Origin of the sequence: Pseudomonas muyukensis (assembly GCF_019139535.1) — a bacterium.
Lineage (GTDB): Bacteria > Pseudomonadota > Gammaproteobacteria > Pseudomonadales > Pseudomonadaceae > Aquipseudomonas > Aquipseudomonas muyukensis.
This window is the reverse complement of sequence record NZ_CP077073.1, coordinates 3270248-3287291: the sequence shown is the minus strand read 5'-3', so window position 1 is coordinate 3287291 and position 17044 is coordinate 3270248. Positions and strand designations below refer to the sequence as shown.

Annotated in this window: 16 protein-coding genes; 2 read left to right on the top strand and 14 right to left on the bottom strand. The window is 67.2% G+C overall.

Going from position 1 to position 17044, the window contains the following annotated elements; genetic code table 11:
• Positions 1-15 precede the first annotated feature (15 nt).
• The 3 genes from KSS95_RS14690 to KSS95_RS14680 are packed head-to-tail and all read right to left on the bottom strand — an operon-like array spanning position 16 to position 3245.
• Entirely contained in the window at positions 16-1551 is a 1536-nt protein-coding gene (locus KSS95_RS14690; protein ID WP_217847804.1) for a DHA2 family efflux MFS transporter permease subunit, read from the bottom strand.
• On the bottom strand, positions 1548-2741 hold the full coding sequence (locus KSS95_RS14685; RefSeq protein WP_217847803.1) for an HlyD family secretion protein: 1194 nt from the start codon (positions 2739-2741) through the stop codon (positions 1548-1550). Before KSS95_RS14685 ends, KSS95_RS14690 begins: the two co-directional genes overlap by 4 nt.
• Positions 2742-2771: 30 nt before the next feature.
• Entirely contained in the window at positions 2772-3245 is a 474-nt protein-coding gene (locus tag KSS95_RS14680) for a MarR family winged helix-turn-helix transcriptional regulator (RefSeq protein ID WP_217847802.1), read from the bottom strand.
• 132 nt (positions 3246-3377) lie between these two features.
• Between KSS95_RS14680 and alkB the strand changes: the two genes are divergently transcribed.
• Positions 3378-4022 carry a DNA oxidative demethylase AlkB gene (gene alkB / locus KSS95_RS14675; protein ID WP_217847801.1) on the top strand — a complete coding sequence of 215 codons (645 nt, stop codon included), beginning with the start codon at positions 3378-3380 and terminating at the stop codon, positions 4020-4022.
• 77 nt (positions 4023-4099) lie between these two features.
• On the opposite strand, the gene KSS95_RS14670 is transcribed toward alkB, so the two are convergent.
• From KSS95_RS14670 to KSS95_RS24830, 10 genes are all read right to left on the bottom strand, one after another.
• Positions 4100-5011, bottom strand: coding sequence for a LysR family transcriptional regulator (locus KSS95_RS14670; protein WP_217847800.1), 912 nt, complete (start codon positions 5009-5011; stop codon positions 4100-4102).
• Positions 5012-5110: 99 nt separating this feature from the next.
• Positions 5111-6067 (bottom strand): peptidylprolyl isomerase, encoded by a 957-nt coding sequence (locus tag KSS95_RS14665; RefSeq protein WP_217847799.1) that lies wholly within the window; start codon positions 6065-6067, stop codon positions 5111-5113.
• Positions 6064-6540, bottom strand: a complete 477-nt coding sequence (locus KSS95_RS14660; protein ID WP_217847798.1) for a YbjN domain-containing protein — start codon at positions 6538-6540, stop codon at positions 6064-6066. The genes KSS95_RS14665 and KSS95_RS14660 overlap by 4 nt, the downstream gene beginning before the upstream one ends.
• Before the next feature lie 28 nt (positions 6541-6568).
• Complete coding sequence (locus KSS95_RS14655) at positions 6569-7216, bottom strand: DNA repair protein (protein WP_217847797.1); 648 nt, start codon at positions 7214-7216, stop codon at positions 6569-6571.
• A 15-nt stretch (positions 7217-7231) separates the two neighbouring features.
• A complete protein-coding gene (locus KSS95_RS14650; RefSeq protein ID WP_217847796.1) occupies positions 7232-8929 on the bottom strand; it encodes a putative porin in 1698 nt (565 codons plus the stop codon).
• Between the two features lie 38 nt (positions 8930-8967).
• Positions 8968-9648, bottom strand: a complete 681-nt coding sequence (locus tag KSS95_RS14645) for a TonB family protein (protein WP_217847795.1) — start codon at positions 9646-9648, stop codon at positions 8968-8970.
• An 8-nt stretch (positions 9649-9656) separates the two neighbouring features.
• Positions 9657-10082 (bottom strand): ExbD/TolR family protein, encoded by a 426-nt coding sequence (locus tag KSS95_RS14640; RefSeq protein WP_217847794.1) that lies wholly within the window; start codon positions 10080-10082, stop codon positions 9657-9659.
• Positions 10083-10092: 10 nt separating this feature from the next.
• On the bottom strand, positions 10093-11898 hold the full coding sequence (locus KSS95_RS14635; protein WP_217847793.1) for a DUF2341 domain-containing protein: 1806 nt from the start codon (positions 11896-11898) through the stop codon (positions 10093-10095).
• A 56-nt stretch (positions 11899-11954) separates the two neighbouring features.
• The gene (locus KSS95_RS14630; protein WP_217847792.1) at positions 11955-13547 is read right to left on the bottom strand and encodes a ShlB/FhaC/HecB family hemolysin secretion/activation protein; all 1593 of its coding nucleotides are present in this window, start codon (positions 13545-13547) and stop codon (positions 11955-11957) included.
• A gap of 35 nt (positions 13548-13582) precedes the next feature.
• Entirely contained in the window at positions 13583-14170 is a 588-nt protein-coding gene (locus KSS95_RS24830) for a transposase (protein WP_437179549.1), read from the bottom strand.
• Between the two features lie 284 nt (positions 14171-14454).
• Here KSS95_RS24830 and KSS95_RS14620 point away from each other — a divergent pair, with 284 nt between their 5' ends.
• Positions 14455-15477, top strand: a complete 1023-nt coding sequence (locus KSS95_RS14620) for a FecR family protein (protein WP_217847790.1) — start codon at positions 14455-14457, stop codon at positions 15475-15477.
• 49 nt (positions 15478-15526) lie between these two features.
• On the opposite strand, the gene KSS95_RS14615 is transcribed toward KSS95_RS14620, so the two are convergent.
• A complete protein-coding gene (locus tag KSS95_RS14615; protein WP_217847789.1) occupies positions 15527-16846 on the bottom strand; it encodes a Na+/H+ antiporter family protein in 1320 nt (439 codons plus the stop codon).
• Positions 16847-17044: the final 198 nt, after the last annotated feature.

The window sequence follows — 17044 nt, the reverse complement described above, 5'->3', positions numbered from 1 at the left end:
TGCTGGCGCCTGCACTCAGTGTCCCGCCGAGGCGGGGCCGGCCTTGGCGGTGAACGGCGGCTTGGCCAGCCATACCAGCAGGATCAACCCGGCGAACACCCAGGTCAGCAGGGTGAAGTAATCTACCGTCGACATCATGTAGGCCTGGCTGTTGAGGATCTGCTCCAGCTTGGCATACCCCTGCGGCCCAGCGCCGCCCAGCTGCTCGAGGGTCTGCCGGGTGGCCGGGTCGAAGCTGCTGAGGTGCTCGCTCAGATAGGCATGGTGCTGGTCGGCCCGGCGGATCCAGATCCAGGTGGTCAGCGAGGCGGCGAAACTGCCGCCCAAGGTGCGCAGGAAGGTCGCCAGCCCCGAACCGTCGGCGATCTGCTGCGGCGGCAGGTCCGAGAGCAGAATGCTCAAGGTCGGCATGAAGAACAGCGCCACGCCGATCCCCATGAACAGCTGCACCAGGGCGATATGCAGGAAGTCCACCTCGTTGGTGAAGCCAGCGCGCATGTAGCAACTGGTGCCGATCGCCAGGAAGGCGACCCCGGCCAGCACGCGCAGGTCGAAACGGTGCGCGTACTTGCCCACGAACGGCGACATCAGCACCGGCAGCAGGCCGATCGGTGCCACCGCCAGGCCCGCCCAGGTCGCGGTGTAGCCCATCTGCGTCTGCAGCCACTGCGGCAGGATCAGGTTGATGCCGAAGAAGCCGGCATAACCGCCCACCAGGACCAGGGTGCCAATACGGAAGTTGCGGTGCACGAACAGGCGCAGGTTGACCACCGGGTGGCGATCGGTCAGTTCCCAGATCACGAAGACCGCCAGGAACACCACCGAGATCAGCGTGCCGATGACGATGAACGAGGACTCGAACCAGTCCAGGTCGTTACCCTTGTCCAGCACCACCTGCAGCGCCCCGACCCCGACGATCAGGGTCAGCAGGCCGATGTAGTCCATCGGCTGGCGGCTGGTGAGCACCGGCCGCGCGCGCATCTGCTGGCGCACCACAGCAGCGGCGAACAGGCCGATCGGGATGTTGATGAAGAAGATCCACGGCCAGCTGTAGCTGTCGGTGATCCAGCCACCGAGGATCGGCCCGGCGATGGGCGCCACCACCGTGACCATCGCCAGCAATGCCAGGGCCATCCCCCGTTTCGCCGGAGGATACACGGCGATCAGCAGGGTCTGGGTCATCGGGTACAACGGCCCGGCCACCACCCCTTGCAATACGCGAAACAGCACCAGCTCGGGCATCGACTGGGCGACGCCGCACAGGAACGAGGCCAGCACGAACAGCAGCGTGGCCCAGATGAACAGCTTGACCTCGCCGAAGCGCCGACTGAGCCAGCCGGTCAGCGGCAAGGCAATGGCATTGCTCACCGCGAACGAGGTGATCACCCAGGTGCCCTGCTCCGAGCTCACGCCGAGGTTGCCGGAGATGGTCGGCAACGCCACGTTGGCGATGGTGGTGTCGAGCACCTGCATGAAGGTCGCCAGCGACAGGCCGATGGTGGTCAGCAGCAGGCTTGGCGGGGTGAACTGCGCGGGTGCCTGCTGGCTCATCGCTGGGCCGTCTTGCCGGTGGCGCTGTTGTCGTGGATCAAGCGGGCGATCAGCTGGTCGGCTTCGACCAGCTGGCGGTCATACACCTGGGTGGTGTAGCTGGCCTGCTGCGGCGGTTGTTGGGCCAGGGCCGGGCCGCTCTGGTCGTGCAGGTCGACCTCGGCGACGGTGGACAGGCCGATGCGCAGCGGGTGCGCCTTGAGCTGTTCGGGGTCGAGGTGGATGCGCACCGGCACGCGCTGGACGATCTTGATCCAGTTGCCGGTGGCGTTCTGCGCCGGCAGCAAGGCGAAGGCGCTACCGGTGCCGGCACCGAGGCTGTCGACGGTACCGTTGTACTCGACCTCGCTGCCGTACAGGTCGGCGCTGATCTGCACCGATTGGCCGATACGCATGTCGCGCAGCTGGGTTTCCTTGAAGTTGGCGTCGATCCACACCTCATCCAGCGGGATCACCGCCATGGTCGCGGTGCCCGGTTGCAGGCGCTGGCCCAATTGCACGGTGCGCTTGGCCACATAGCCGGTGACCGGCGCCACCAAGGTGGTACGGGCATGGTCCAGGTAGGCCTGGCGCAGGTCGGCGGCGGCGGCCATGACTTCGGGGTGCGACGAGACCACGGTGTCGTCGACCAGGGCGGTGCTGGTGTTCAGTTGCTGGCGGGCACTGTTGACGGCGGCCTCGGCCACGCTCAGGTCCTCGCGCGAATGGGACACTTCCTCGGCGGCGATGGCGCCACTGTCGGCGAGAATGCGCCGGCGGTTGTAGTCCTGCCGGGCCTTTTGCAGCTCGGCCTGGCGGGTGGCCAGTTGCGCCTTGAGCGAATCGACATTGCTGTACAGCCCGCGCACCTGGCGCACGGTGCGCGCCAGCTTGGCCTCGGCCGCCTGCAAGGCGACTTCGCTGTCGGCCGGGTCGAACCGCAGCAACACCTGCCCGGCCTGCACCAGGTCGCCGTCATCGGCGCCGATGCTGGTGACAGTGCCGGTCACCAGCGGGGTGATCGCCACCACGTTGCCGTTGACATAGGCGTCGTCGGTGCTTTCATGCCAGCGCCCGACCAGGCTGTACCAGGCCCAGGTGCCGGCCCCGGCGACAAGCAGAAGCAGCAGCAGGGCCAGCAGCCAGGCCTTGCGCTTGCGCGTGTTGTCCGGCGCGACGGCCGGAGTGGAAGTGTCGGCGGGAGTGGCCATGACAGTACCTTGGAAAAAAGTGGCTGAGGATCAACGATCGGCGAAGCGGCGGATCGTCAGGGGGTCGCCGGCGTGCAGCAGGATCTTGGCGAGCAGGCCTTCGAGGGTTTTCAGCTCCTGCGCCTCAAGCACCCCGACCAGCTCGTTCATTGCCGCCGCGCCTACCTGGGGCAGGCGATCGGCCAGGCGCTGGCCGTCGGCGGTAAGCGCCAGGCGCACCTGGCGACGGTCGTCGGGACAGCGGTGGCGCAGGATCAGGCCCTTGTGTTCAAGGCGGTCGAGCATGCGCGTCATCGAACCACTGTCCAGGCCCAGGTAACGGCACAGCTCGGCCGGGGTATCGACCTGGTACTGGGTGACGATGATCAACACCTTGAACTGCGCGGCAGTGACCCCGTCGGCTTCCAGGTGCCAGTCGAGGATACGGTCCTTGAGCAGCGCGGCGCGGCCAAGCAGCATGCCGATGGTGCAGGTCTGGAAGTTTTCCGGGGTGAAATGGGACATGGAGGATCTGCTCGGGCAATTGTGTACAAATATTACTGCCTAGGCAGTGAATGTCAAAGCCTTGATTAGCGGGCTAATTAAAAATTCATGAAGGGGATAGAATGCTCGGCAACTCTCGCGTCCAGGTGCGCCATGATCCAATCCGACCTCGACCTGTTCGGCACCCAGCCGCAACGCCTGGCCAGCCATACCGTGCTGCTGCCCGGCTTCGCCCTGGCCGAGCTCGAGGCCCTGCTCGACGCCCTGCGCCCGGTGCTGCGCGCGGCGCCGTTTCGGCACATGCGCACGCCGGGCGGGCAGCACATGGCGGTTGCGCTGACCAATTGCGGGGCACTGGGCTGGGTCAGCGATGCCGAAGGCTACCGCTACAGCGCCACGGACCCGCTCAGTGGCAAGCCGTGGCCAGCACTACCGCCCATGCTGCTGGCACTGGCCGCACGGGCGGCGGCGCTGGCCGGTTTCGAGGGGTTCGTGGCGGATGCCTGCCTGGTCAACCATTACTTGCCCGGCACGCGCCTGAGCTTGCACCAGGACCGCGACGAGCAGGACTACGGGCAGCCGATCGTGTCGATTTCCCTGGGGTTGCCGGCGGTGTTCCTGTTCGGCGGCATGCAGCGCGCGGACCGCACCCAGCGCATCGCCCTGAACCATGGCGATGTGCTGGTGTGGGGCGGCGAGGACCGGTTGCGCTTTCATGGGGTACTGCCGATCAAGCCGGGCGTGCACCCGCGCATGGGCGAGCGGCGGATCAACCTGACCTTGCGCAAGGCCGGCTGACCACCTTGCCAGCCCAGCCAACCCGTCGCCTGCTTCGCCAGCAAGGCTGGCGCCTACCGGTGCGGGTGGCCGCAGGTCTATCGGAACCACTCGCGGCGCTCGTCGAACGCGGCGCGGATCGCCGCGACCATCACTTGCACCAAGGGGTCACCCTCGGTGTCGGCGTTGACCGCCAGCCAGACCCGACGGCGCATCGGCTCGCCGAACAGCCCCGGCAATGCCAGCAGGCCACGGTCCAGGTGCCCGGCATAGTGCGCTAGCAAGCCCACGCTGGCACTGCACTTGATCAACTGGCAGTACATCTCGTAGTCCTGGATCTGCGTCACCCCGGCGCTACGGCTCTGCAGCAGGGCCTGCCAAGGCCTCAGCGCCTCGACGCCCACCTCGCCCTGCCACTGCACCAGCATGTAGTCCTGCAAGTCGGACAGGCTGCTCGGCCGATTCGCCTCGCGGGCATAGCGCTTGGCAATATGCGGTAGATAGTCCAGCGTGGCCAACGCCTCGGGCGCGCCACCCTGGGTGCAGCTAGCCGGTTGCAGGTCGCCCAGCCAGAGCGCGATGTCAGCGCCTGGCTGCGGCGCCTGGCAGCCGTCGAGCGTGGCCACCTCCAGGCGCATGCCCGCATGCTGGCGCACGAAGTTGATCAGGTTGCGCCCCAGCAGGTCCTGCAACAGCGGTTCGGCCACCGCCAGGCGCACCCGGGCGCCCGCCTCCTGCGGCAACTTCGCCGGCACCGCGGGCTCGCGGGCCTGCAGCACCAGCAGCAAACGTTCGCCCTGCTGGCTGAGCACTGGGTTGTTGTTGCGGTTGACGAACAGGCTGTAGCCCAGGCGCGCTTCCAGCGCTGCCAGGCGTTTGCGCAGCGCCACCGGCTTGAGGTTCAACCGCCGCGCCGCCTGCATGAAGCAGCCGCAACGGGCGGTGACCAGAAAACAGTTGAGGGTCTGTTCGTCCAGGGCCAACGGCACCTGGGGGCGAACGACAGGCATGGCAGTTTCCGGGGGTCGCCCCCGGGACAGATCGATCGGCATCCCTCGCCTCCCGCGGGCCTGCCTGGGCAGGCCCGGTTCTTCCATGGTTGTTGAGGTTCAGCGGCTGCTCTCGAGCACCTGGTTGAGCGCCGCGCCATCGATACTCAGGGTGGCGCTGTCGAACATGCCTTCGACGTAGGCCTTGGCCACCTGTTCCTGGCGCTGGGCACGCAGCAGCTGGCGCAGGCGCGGGGCGACCTCCTCGAGCGTCGCCGCACGCGCCGGCTGCTGCTCGACCAGCTTGATGATGTGGTACCCCGCCGCGCTCTGCACCGGCTCGCTGACCGCGCCAACCTTGAGCCTGGGCACCACCCCGCGCACCTCGGGCAACAATTGCGCCAAGGCTTGCAGGCCGGTGTCGCCGCCCTTGGCGGCAGTGCCGGCATCCTGCGAGTGCTCACGGGCCAGCGCGGCGAAATCGGCATCGCCGGCCTGGGCCTGCTTGGCCAGGGCCTGAGCCTGCTTGCGCAGCGCCTCGTCATCCCTGGGGTTCTCCAGCCGCAGGAAGATCTGGCTCAGGCGGTAGCGCACCGGTAGTTGCAGCCCGGCCTTGCCGGTCTCGTAGGCCTGCTTGAGCTCAGCCTCGCTGGGGTAGTCGTCGGGCACCTGGCTCACCGAGTTCAGGTAGTCGCGCAGCACGATCTGCTCGGTGGCCGCGCGGGTCTGTGCCTGGATCTCGGGCCGTTGCAACCAGCCCTGGGCTTCGGCCTGCTGGTACAGGGCCTTTTCCGCCAGGCGCGCGCGGATCCATGCCTCCAGGGCCGGGCGATCACCGCGCAGGTTGGCCCGGGCGTCTTCGGGCAACTGCGCAATCAGGGCCTTGAGCTCACCGCTGCCGACCTTCTGCTGGCCCAGGCTGGCCAGGGCCGGGCCGCTGTCGCTGCTGGCCTGCAAGGACGCCGACGCCGAGCGCGCCGCCGCCACCGGTTCATCGCCCGGGCGCAAGGCCAGGGCGACCGCCACCGCGACCACGGCCAGCGCGCCGGCGCTGGCCCAGAAAGTGCGCGCCGTCACGAGGCGTGCTCTTGGTCTGCGCCGACCTGGGCCGGCTGCGGGTCGGCGACGTTGCGGCTGTAGTCGCGCAGGTAGACGATCAGTTCCTGCAGCAACCGATCCCACAGCACCAGGCTGCCCAGCAGGTGCTGCTGGCTGACGCCGTCGGCGACCACCACGTCCTGTTCCATCACCAGGAACTCGCCCTGCACCGACAGGCGGGCGAAGCGACGGCTGGCGTTCCAGTGCTCGGCCAGGCCCGCCGGCAGCTCGCCCTGGATGCGCAGGGCGCAACTGAAGGTGAAGTCGAGGAACTCGCCCTCCTTGCCCACGGCACGGTTGCCGAAGCGTACGGCATAGCCCACGCCCTGGCTGGCGCTAAGCAGTTGCACCACGGCGTTCTGTTCGGTGCGATTGACCCGGCAGCCGGCGTCCTGCAGCAGCTGGGTCAGGGAGTCGGCGCTAACGGTTTCGATCAGGGTGACTGCGGTCATGTGCTTACTTCCTTGCGTTGAGAAAACATCACTGGGTCACGCCCGCTGGGGCGTCGAACTGGCTTTCGTAGAGTTTGTCGCCATAGGCCTGGGCCAGCTCCTCGAAGCGCACCCGGGCACCACCTGCGAACGGCTGGCGCATCTTCACCACATCGGCGATATCGACCTTCTCGTAGGCGGCCAGCATCTGCTTGGCCACCGCGTACATCTGCTGGTTGCGCGCCTGGCACTGCTGCACCTGGCCATCGCGCTCGGCCAGTTGCGCCTGCAGGCCGGCGCGTTCGCTTTGCTCGGCCCGCGCCATGCCCAGCAGTTCGTCATAGGCTTGCTTGTACTTGTGCAGCTGCGCGTTGCTGCTGGCCACCAGGGCCTGGGCCTGGCTGTGCACGGCCTGCTGCTGCCCGGCCAGTTGCTCGCTCTGGCCGCGGGCCTTGGCCAACTGCGCGGTGAGCTCGCGCACCTGGCCCAGGGCGGCATCGCGCTGCTGCTCGGCGGCCTGGCGGGCGGCGCTGGCCTGGGCCTGTTCGCTCTGCAGCGCCTGAAGTTGCTGGGTGGTGCTGCGCAGTTGGGCGCGCAGGCGTTCCTCGAGGGTATCGGCCGACACCGAGGCCGCCAGGCTTACGCCCAGGGCCAGCATCAGCCAGGTACAGCGACGGCGGTAAGCTCCCTTGTTCATGCCCGTGCTCCTTCCCTAGAAACGCGTGTTGACTTCAAGTTGTAGCACATCGATATCAAACGGCGCGCCGTAGACCGCCTCGCTGCTCAGCCAGCGCGCTGTAGCGTAGACGTTGTCGGCCAGGCCGTAGTTGCCGCCGAGGAAATAACCCTTGGCGTTGGTGCCCCCCAGGTGGAAGCTGGAGTCGTTGAAGCCGTCCGGCAGCGCATCGGGCTCGATGCGCTTGTAGCCGGCGAACAGGTTCCAGTCGCCCGCCTTGCGCATGTCCAGGGCGTTGCCCAGGGTGAACTGGAACATCCAGGCGTCGCTGCCGCTCTTGATGTTGCCGTTTTCATCGACGTTGTTGGCCAGTTGGCCGGCCGAGCGCTTGCGCATCTCGCCTTCGTCGTAGGCCAGGTTGTGGATGTAGTTGGCCTGGCTGCGCAGCTTGAAGTCATGGGGCAGGTCGCTGTCCCAGACCAGGTTCAGGTCGAGCAGCTCGAACTGCGAGGCGATACCGACGAACTGCGGCTGCGCCGTGGCGGCCGGGTTGGCCGGGTTCGGCGTGATATCGCGCAGCAGGAACACCGTGTTGCCCTTCTGCATGAAGGTCGGGCGGGTCTCGTCGGTGTCGCAGCCGGGTTGGCCATCCCAGGGCGCGCAGGGGCTTGAACGCTCGCCGACGATATCGTCGAAGCGGTAGTAGGCGGCCGCGCCCTTGAGCCGGTTGTGCTCGTTGATCGCCCACTTGGCGCCGAGCTGGGCGCCATACAGCCATTTGTTGTCGCTGTCTTGCTTGTCGAAACCATTGCTGGTGGCGTTGTCGTCGCTGTACTGCACCGGGAACGCGCCGACGGTACCGAACACGCTGAGGTCGCGATTCAGCGGCTGGTCGAAGATCGCCGCCAGGCCGTCGAAGTTGAGGTCGTGGGAATAAAGAATATCGGTGGACATGAACGGGTTGGCGATACGCCCGCCGGTCAGCGTCAGGCGCTCGCTCGGGCTCCAGCTGACATAGCCCTGGTCGAGCCACAGGTCTTTCTTGCCGAAGCCGCCACCGAGGTTCTGGGTGGTCGACACCGGGTTGTTGTTGGAGCCGGTGGCGATGCGGATGCCCGCCACCCAGTGCTCGGCCAGTTGCGCCTTGAGGCCGAAGCGCGCGCGCAGACGCAGGATGCTGTCGCGGTCCTCGCGGGTGTTGAGCAGCGGCGGCAGGCTCGAACTGCTGTTGGGATTGACGTCGTAGGGGCCCTTGTCGTTGAGCTTGGCGAAGTCGACGATCTCGTTGCTGTTGCTGTCGGCATATGAGCGCGATTCGCCGCGCAGGCGCAGGTCGCCATCGAAGCTGATGCGCGAAGCCCAGTCGGGGAAGCTATTGGGCGCGGCCCATTGTTCCTGCTTGGCGGTGTTCAGCACCTCGGCCTTGATCTCGTCGCGGATCTGCTGGCGCACGATGGCCGGCACATACTGCACCCGCACCTCGCCGTTGGCCGCCGGGGCCTGGGCGACGATGGGCGCGCTGCTGGCGGCACGCGCCTGCTGGGCCTCGCGCTCGGCCTGGGCGATCAAGGCAGCGGCCTTGTCCTGCTTGAGCACGCCCTGCTCCACCAGCAGGCGGATCAGGTTGACGGTCGCGTTTTCCGACGGCGAGGCGTGGGCGACGGCCGGACCGACCGCGGTGGCGGCGGCCAGCAGGCCGAGCGCCAGGGTCAATCGGTTCACTGGGCACTTCATGGGTGTGCAACTCCTGTTGGTCTGTGCGGCTGCGTTGTTCATGGCCGGCGCCCCTGCAGGGCGATTTTCACCGGCAAGGTGAGGCTGGCGGGCGGGCGCTGGTCGAGGGCGCGGGCGGCGCGCAGGGCGGCGAGCACCTGGGCATCGACCTCAGGCTCGCCACTGCCGCGCAGCAGCTCGACCCGGGTGATTTCCCCGGCGGCGCTGAGCCAGATCTCGGCCTGCAGGTTGAACACCAGGTTGCGCAGCTCGGGGTTGTCGCGCAGCAAGCGCTGGAAGGCGTAGGCCAGGTACTGGCTGTAGGTGCCGCTGCCCAGGCCCCCGCCGCCAGCGCCGGCCATGCCGCCGCCCTTGCCGGCGCCGACGTTGAAACTGTCGCTGCCGGCCTGCGCGTCGCCGTCCATCTGCATGGGGTCGGCCAGGTCCTGGGCCGGGTCCGGCGCCGCTTCGGCCGGCTTGACCTCTTCGGCCTCCGGCACCGGTTGTGGCTCGACGAGCTTTTCCTCCACCGGCGGCTCCGGCGGCTTCGGTGGCTCCGGCGGCGGTGGCGGCGGTGGCGGCGGCGGTGGCAGCGGGATGATCGCCGGCACCTTGGGCGCCTCGCGGCGCACCCCGGCCATGTCGTTGGCCCACTGCCACAGCAGCCAGGCCAGGCCTACGCCGGCCACGGCAAGCACGGCCCAGCTCAGCAGGCGACGGGGGTTGGCTTTAGCGTGCATACCCGCCCTCACCCCTGGTTCGGCTTGCCGGTAACCAGCCCAACTTGGGCCAGTTCGAGGCGACGCAGCAGGTCGAGCACCTCGACCACCTTCTGGTACTGCACCCCGGCATCGCCGCGCACGATCAGCGGGAAGTCCGGGTTGCGCGCCTTCTCGCTGCGCAGGCGGTCCTCGAGCTCCTGCAAGGTCACCGGGTAGGCGTCGAGGAACACCTGGCCGGCGTCGTTGATCGAGATCGCCTTGGTCTTGGGCTGGGCCAGCGACACCGAGGCGCTGGCCTTGGGCAGTTGCACCTGGATCCCCGAGACCTGCGCGGTGGCGGTGAGGATGAACATCACCAGCACCACCATGAGCACATCCACCAGCGGGGTGATGTTGATGCTGTCCACGGCCGCGTCGGTGTCGTCGTCATGGGCGTTGTTCACGGATGCCATGGCTGCGCCCTCACGCTGGAACCGACGGGCTGACGCCGCGCGCGCTGCTGCGCTGCGCGGCTTCGCCGGCCTGGCCCTGGCCATGCAGCTCGGCCAGGCGGGTGATGAACTCGTCGACGAACACCCGCATGTCGGCGCTGACTTCGCGGTTGCGGGTGGTCAGGCGGTTGTAGCCGAACAGCGCCGGGATGGCGACGAACAGGCCCATGGCGGTGGCCAGCAGCGCGGCGGCCATGCCCGGGGCGATGGCGTTGATGTTGACGTCACCGGCCATGGCGGTGCCGAGGAACACCACCATGATCCCCAGCACGGTGCCGAGCAGGCCGATGTACGGGCCGCCGGCAATGGCGTTGGACAGGCTCGACAACTTCGCCGACAACGCCTGGTTTTCCCGGGTGCGCACGCCGTCCATGGAGCAGCGGATCGCCTCGATGGTGGCCGCCGACACCTCGCTGGTGTCGGCGCCCTGGGCGCGGCGGGTGCGAATTTCCTGCACGGCCACCAGGTACAGGCGCCACAGCGAGGAGTCGTGCAGGCGCGCCTGCAGGTCGCGGTCGTCGGCGAACTGCTCCAGGCGCGTGCCGACCGTGGCGAACTGCTCACGGAACTGCGCGTTGGCCGCCGTGACGCGGTTCAGGCTGCGCTGCTTGCGCAGCATGATCACCCACGACTGCACCATCATCAGCACCAGGATGGCGATGATCACCCAGGCATCCACCGGCACCGCCTTGAGCAGGAAGCCCAGGCCGCCGAAGCCGAAGCCCGACTGCTGCTCGTCGACGCCGTACACCACCAGCCGCGACTCGGCGCCCTGGGCCAGCACGTCGGCCTGCAGGCTGGCCGGGGTACGGGCAACCCGGGACAGCCGCAGCTCGTCCAGGGCCCCGACAAAGACGGCGTAGGGGCTGGCGGCCTCGCCCGCGGCCAGCGGCAGGTCGCCGCCAATGCCGATTGCGCCACTGAAGGCCGCCGGGCTGGCGCCCAGGCGCGCGACAGGCTGGCCCTCGACCAGCACGCTCAGGTTGCCGCCCTCGCCCACCAGGGCCAAATGCTGCCATTGCCCGGCGCTGAGCGCCTGGTTGGCAGTGGCACGCTGGCCGTCGAGCTCGACGAAGGGCGCGCCCTGGGCCAGGCCCAGCAGCAGGCTATGACCGGCCTCGCGCCGGGCCAGCAACAGCTGCTCGCCCAACGCCTGGTCCTGGCGCAACCAGGTGCTGAAGGTGAAGGCCGCGCCGACCGGCAGTTGCAGCGAGGCGCTGGCCGGCAGCTGCAAGGCCTGGCCGCCGAGCTGGATGGCCCGGCCGATCACGCCATCGACGCTGACCGTCGGCCCTTGCAGCGGATTAGCGTAGGGGCTGGCATCGCGCGGCGTGGCGCCGTCGAAGTGGTACAGCGCGGTGTAGTCGGCGTCGAAGCTCGGCTGGCCAGCGGCGGCCTGGGCCTTGGGGTTGCCGTAGTACATCCACAGCTCCTGGCGCTGGCCAGCCTCGATGCGCGGCACATCCACCCAGATCAGCGCCATGCCCATCAGCGGGTCGAACTGTTCGACGTGGTGGTTGAGCACGGTCTTGTCGTCGGCACTGACGAAGCGGATATCGGCGCCGGTCTCGCTGACGCCATCGAAGCTGAAATTGCCGGTGTGCAGGCGCACCAGCAGCGCCGTGCGGCCCAGTGCCTGGGTCAGCCCGGCGCCTTGGGGCGTGGTGTCCACGGCAATCTGCTTGCGGTACATCCAGTCGTCCTGCCACCAGGCGCTGGCGCTGCCTGGCAGGGCGAAGCCCAGGCACAGCAGCAAGGTCAAGATCAGGCGTTGCATGAGAGGTCTCCAGGTCGATGCCGGTCGGAAGGTTGCAAGCTCACAAGCTCGAAAGCTCAGAAGGTCGCCTGCACGCTGAAGTGCAGGCGCGGGTCGTTCTTGTCGGTGTTGGGGCCATCCTTGAGCGGCACGGCCCAGTCGAGGCTGCCGGACAGCCAGTCGTTGAGGCTGGCGCGGGTGCCGATACCGACACTGGCCAGGCTGTAGCTGTCGTCCTGTTCGGGCAGGGCGTCCTGCAAGCGCAGTTGCGCGCCTTCGGCGAACAGGTAGAAGCGCCAGTCGCTGATGTAGCTGCCGACATAGCGGCCGATGGAGGGGCTGCGCAGCTCCTGGGAAAACAGCACGCCGTCGTCGCCGGTGCGTTCGGCGGCCAGGTAGCCGCGCACCGAAGTGGCGCCACCGGCAGCGAACTGCTCGTTCGACACCAGCGGCCCGGAAGCCAGCTGGAAGGCCAGCTTGGATGCGCTTTGCCAGTTGCCGGCAAAGTCGAACGCATAGCTGCCGTCGCCCTTGATCAGGGCGAAGCTTGAGTCGGCACGGAAGCGCTTGTTGTCGAACGCCTGGTCGTCGCTGCCGTAGCCGAACAGGCTGCGGGTGCCGGCCACCAGGTTCAGGCCCAGGCTCAACTGGTCCTGCTCGGTGAAGCGGTAGCCGTTGTAGCCCAGGGTGATCGGTGCGTACTTGAGCGGCACCTTGTCGCGGCTGTTGCCCAGGGCGACTTGCTCGTCGAAGTCCTTGAAGTCCACGCCCAGCGACAAGGCATGGGCCCAGGCGCCGACGCCCGGCAGGTTGTAGATGGCCGAAACGCCGTAGGAATGCCCCTTGCCCAGCACGTTGCTGCCACCCACGGTGGCCACGTCGCTGTCGGACTGGTAGCCGGAGAACTGCAAGGTCCAGCGCGCGTTCAGCGGCATGGCGTAGGAACCCGACCAGACCTCGGCATTGTCGCGGTCTTCGGGGGCGGTGAACCAGGTCAGCGACACGCTGTGGCCGGCCTGCCACAGGTTGTTGTAGCCAAGGCTGACGATGCTGCGCAGTTTCTCGGTGTCGGCGCTGTGGTCGTTGTTCAGGCCCAGGGTCAAACTCCAGGGCTGCTTGTCCTCGACTTGCAGGTCGACGTCCATGGTGCCGGGGCGCTGGCCTTCGCGCACCAAGGGCATGACCTGGCGGCCAGGGGTACGGTTGAGGCTCGCCAGTTCATCCTGGACCTGGGCGAAGTCAGGCACCTTGCCCTCCTCCAGCGCCGGCACCTGCTCGCGAATTTCCACCGGCGAGTAGTGCTTGGCGCCGACCACGCGCACCCGCCCGACCTTGGTCTCGGTCACGTTCAGGTAGACGATGCCGCCCTCGACCTTCTGCTCCGGCAGCTCGACGAACACCGACTGGTAGCCGCGGGCCTGGTAGCTTTTCTGCAAGGCTTCGCGGGCGCCCTCCAGGTCGGCCAGGGTCCGGTCCGGGCCGAGGTACGGGTACACCGCCTCTTCGATGGCCTGGGCATCGAGCACACTGTTGCCGCGCACCACGTATTCGTTGATCTCGACCCGCCGTTCAGGCGCGCTCGCCGGCGCCTCGGCCATCGCCGTGGCCGACAGCAGGCACAGCAGCACCCCTGCGCCAACGCCGCATCGTTTGAAGAAAAAATGCTCCACACCGCCCCCTTGAGCGCCTGCAGTTGGTTGGGTTTCTAGTGGTTGTCGTGACGTGCCAGCCAGCTGTGCAGCAGGCCCAGGTTGAGGCTGAACTCAGGCATCGCCTGCAGGCTGGCGCCGAGCACCTCGTCGACCATGCGCTGCAACAGCGACACGGCGATGGGGCTGGCCAGCAGCACGCCGAGGTCATGGCTGAACAGGCTGAAGTTCCACACCCGCGATTTCAGTTCCAGGCCGGCGAACCAGCGGAACAGCAGGTTGTAGGTGAGCTGCTCGTAGAGCTGCTTTTCGCTGGGCACCGAATACAGCAGTTGCAACAGCAACACCTGCATCAGGGTGTGCGGGGCGATGATCATGCCCTGTTGCTCGGCGAGCCTCGCCAATGGCCCCTGGTGCTCGACCAGCAACGCCTCGATACGCGGCTTGAGCAGCGCCAGCGAGTGCCCGGGGGGCACGCAGCTGGCGACCTCGCGCAGGGCACCCTGCCAGTCCTCCTGGGAGACGATCCAGACCCAGGGCGCGCCGTAGCGGTACACCGAAACCGGCTGCTTGCGCGCGGCCTCGACAATCTTCGCCAGGCGTTGGTCGAGCTCCTGCATTCCCACTTTCGTGTAGCGTTCCATAGATCCCATCGCCCCGCTCCTACGCTGTGCCTGGCCTGGTGGCCCGACGCCCTTTGCGTGTCCATGGCTTTGACGGGGATGGCGCTTTGCTACCGAACTTTTGTCATGAAAGGTTCATCAGGGGGATGGCGCGAGATGGCGAGCGTTGCAGCGACAGGCAGCCGGATACAGATGCAACCCAACCGCAGATACGGCGAAATTCGGGATAATTGATAGTCATTCGCCATTAACACGTTCTCGGAACCCCGCGCCAAGGGTAGAATGCCGCAAAACCGGGAGCCGCAATGAACCACGACCGCCACATCCCCAGCGAAGACGATGCCATCACCGATGCCGCCGCGCACTGGTGCATGCGCCTGCACGCCGAAGATTGCACGGCGGCCGAACAGCGCGCTTTCGCGCAGTGGCAGGCGGCCGACCCACGGCACGCCGAGGAATACCAGGCAATGCTGGAGATCTGGCAAACCGCCGACCTGCTCCCGCGCAGCGCCCAGGTGGTCGAACTCAAGCCGCCGCTTGCGCCCCGGCCGCGTGCGCGCCGTTGGCAGCCACTGGCCACGGCGGCGGCCGTCACCCTGCTGGCCCTGCCACTGGCCGGCTGGATGGGCTGGGAACAAGGCTGGCTGCCGGACAGCTATCAACACTTCGAGGCCGGCAACCAACGCCAGCAAGTGCGCCTGAGCGATGGCAGCCGGGTCGAACTGAACCTCAACAGCGAATTGCGCTTTTTGAACTTCAAGGACGAGCGCCGCGTGACCCTGGTCAAGGGCGAGGCGTTCTTCAAGGTCAGCCACGACGCCAGCCACCCGTTCATCGTCCGCGCCGCCAACGGCCAGACCCGGGTCACCGGGACCCAGTTCAACGTGTGGAAGTACCAGGACCAGGTCAAGGTCACCCTGGTGGAAGGTTCGGTGCTGGTCAGCAGCAATGGCCACAACGGCGGTTATCGCCTGGGCCCGGGGATGCAGGCCAGTTACCACCAGGGCGATTTCGATCCAGAGCTCAACCAGAGCGACGACTACCTCAACAGCCTGGCCTGGCGCAAGGGCAAGCTGGTGCTCGACAACCTGAGCCTGGCCCAGGCCCTGCCGGTGATCAATCGCTACCTCGAGCAGCCCTTGCGGCTGGCCGACGAGAGCACCGGCAATATTCGCATCAGCGGTATCTACAACACCGCCGAGGTCGAGCGCCTGGTCGACACCCTGCCCAAGGTGCTGCCGGTCTACCTCACCCGCAGCAAGGATGGCAGCACCGTGCTCAACCACATCAAGGCACCGCCCAGCCGCGCGGCATCCAGCACACTGTAGGCGCCAGCCTACAGGGATGCACGGTTGCCTGCAGGCGCGGCGCGAAGCGTTACAGCGACATCGCCGCCAGCCAGCCAAACGCCAGCAATGGCAGGTTGTAGTGAAGGAACGTCGGCACCACCGTGTCCCAGATATGGTGGTGCTGGCCATCCACGTTCAGCCCCGAGGTCGGCCCCAGGGTCGAGTCCGAGGCCGGCGAGCCGGCATCGCCCAAGGCGCCGGCGGTACCGACGATGCACACAGTGGCCAGCGGGTCGAAGCCCAGTTGCACGCACAGCGGCACGAAGATCGCCGCCAGGATCGGCACGGTGGAGAACGACGAGCCGATGCCCATGGTCACCAGCAGCCCCACCAGCAGCATCAGCAGCGCGCCGACGCCCTTGCTGTGGTTGATCCACTGCGCCGAGGCCTCGACCAGCGACTTCACCTCGCCGGTGGCCTTCATCACTTCGGCAAAGCCCGAGGCGGCGATCATGATGAAACCGATCATCGCCATCATCTTCATGCCCTCGGTGAACAGGTCGTCGGTGTCCTTCCAGCGCACGATGCCCGACAACGAGAAGATCAGGAAACCCACCATGGCACCGATGATCATCGAGTCCAGCCACAGCTGGATGACGAATGCCGCGGCAATGGCCAGGCCAGCCACCAGCAGGGTCACCGGGTTGTATTGCACGCTCACTTGCTCGACCTGCTCGATACGCGCCAGGTCGTAGTCACGCTTCTTGCGATAGCTGAAGCACACCGCCAGCAACAGGCCGGCGAGCATGCCGGCGGCGGGGATGGCCATGGCATGGGTGACATTGACACCGCTCACATCGACCCCGGCGCGGGCCACGTTGGCCAGCAGGATCTCGTTGAGGAAGATGTTGCCGAAACCCACCGGCAGGAACATGTACGGGGTGATCAGGCCGAAGGTGATCACGCAGGCGATCAGCCGGCGGTCGATGCGCAGGCGCGTCAGCACGTACAGCAGCGGCGGCACCAGCAACGGAATGAAGGCGATATGGATCGGCAGGATGTTCTGCGACGACACCGCCACCACCAGCATCAGGCCGATCAGCAGCCACTTGACCTTGCCGCCTTCGGCGTGGCCCTGCCGGTCGATCATCGCCAGCGCCCGGTCGGCCAGGGCATGGGCCAGGCCCGACTTGGCGATGGCCACGGCAAAGGCGCCGAGCAACGCATAGGAGAGCGCCACCGTGGCACCGCCCCCCAGGCCGCCGTTGAAGGCCTTGAGCGTGCCTTCGATACCCAGTCCACCGACCAGGCCCCCGGCCAGGGCGCCGATGATCAGCGCGATGACCACATGCACGCGGGACAGGCTCAGGACCAGCATGAGCCCAACCGCGGCAATCACTGCATTCATGGTGTGCAAACCTCGTTACGACAGACAAAAGCGGGACGCTCCGGCGACAGGCTGCGCGCAGGCAGCGGCCGGACCAGGGGATGTTGTTGTGAAGGGCGCACACTCTGAAGCACGGGCCGGCATAAGTCAAAAGGGTCTGCGCCGCGCACCTGCACCGCTTATAGACGAAAGTCGGAGGATTAAATTGAACGTTTGAAT

Coding starts and splice junctions, on each gene's coding strand:
- KSS95_RS14690 (WP_217847804.1), bottom strand. CDS start 1,551: ATGAGCCAGCAGGCACCCGCGCAGTTCACCCCGCCAAGCCTGCTGCTG.
- KSS95_RS14685 (WP_217847803.1), bottom strand. CDS start 2,741: ATGGCCACTCCCGCCGACACTTCCACTCCGGCCGTCGCGCCGGACAAC.
- KSS95_RS14680 (WP_217847802.1), bottom strand. CDS start 3,245: ATGTCCCATTTCACCCCGGAAAACTTCCAGACCTGCACCATCGGCATG.
- alkB (WP_217847801.1), top strand. CDS start 3,378: ATGATCCAATCCGACCTCGACCTGTTCGGCACCCAGCCGCAACGCCTG.
- KSS95_RS14670 (WP_217847800.1), bottom strand. CDS start 5,011: ATGCCTGTCGTTCGCCCCCAGGTGCCGTTGGCCCTGGACGAACAGACC.
- KSS95_RS14660 (WP_217847798.1), bottom strand. CDS start 6,540: ATGACCGCAGTCACCCTGATCGAAACCGTTAGCGCCGACTCCCTGACC.
- KSS95_RS14655 (WP_217847797.1), bottom strand. CDS start 7,216: ATGAACAAGGGAGCTTACCGCCGTCGCTGTACCTGGCTGATGCTGGCC.
- KSS95_RS14650 (WP_217847796.1), bottom strand. CDS start 8,929: ATGAAGTGCCCAGTGAACCGATTGACCCTGGCGCTCGGCCTGCTGGCC.
- KSS95_RS14645 (WP_217847795.1), bottom strand. CDS start 9,648: ATGCACGCTAAAGCCAACCCCCGTCGCCTGCTGAGCTGGGCCGTGCTT.
- KSS95_RS14640 (WP_217847794.1), bottom strand. CDS start 10,082: ATGGCATCCGTGAACAACGCCCATGACGACGACACCGACGCGGCCGTG.
- KSS95_RS14635 (WP_217847793.1), bottom strand. CDS start 11,898: ATGCAACGCCTGATCTTGACCTTGCTGCTGTGCCTGGGCTTCGCCCTG.
- KSS95_RS24830 (WP_437179549.1), bottom strand. CDS start 14,170: ATGGAACGCTACACGAAAGTGGGAATGCAGGAGCTCGACCAACGCCTG.
- KSS95_RS14620 (WP_217847790.1), top strand. CDS start 14,455: ATGAACCACGACCGCCACATCCCCAGCGAAGACGATGCCATCACCGAT.
- KSS95_RS14615 (WP_217847789.1), bottom strand. CDS start 16,846: ATGAATGCAGTGATTGCCGCGGTTGGGCTCATGCTGGTCCTGAGCCTG.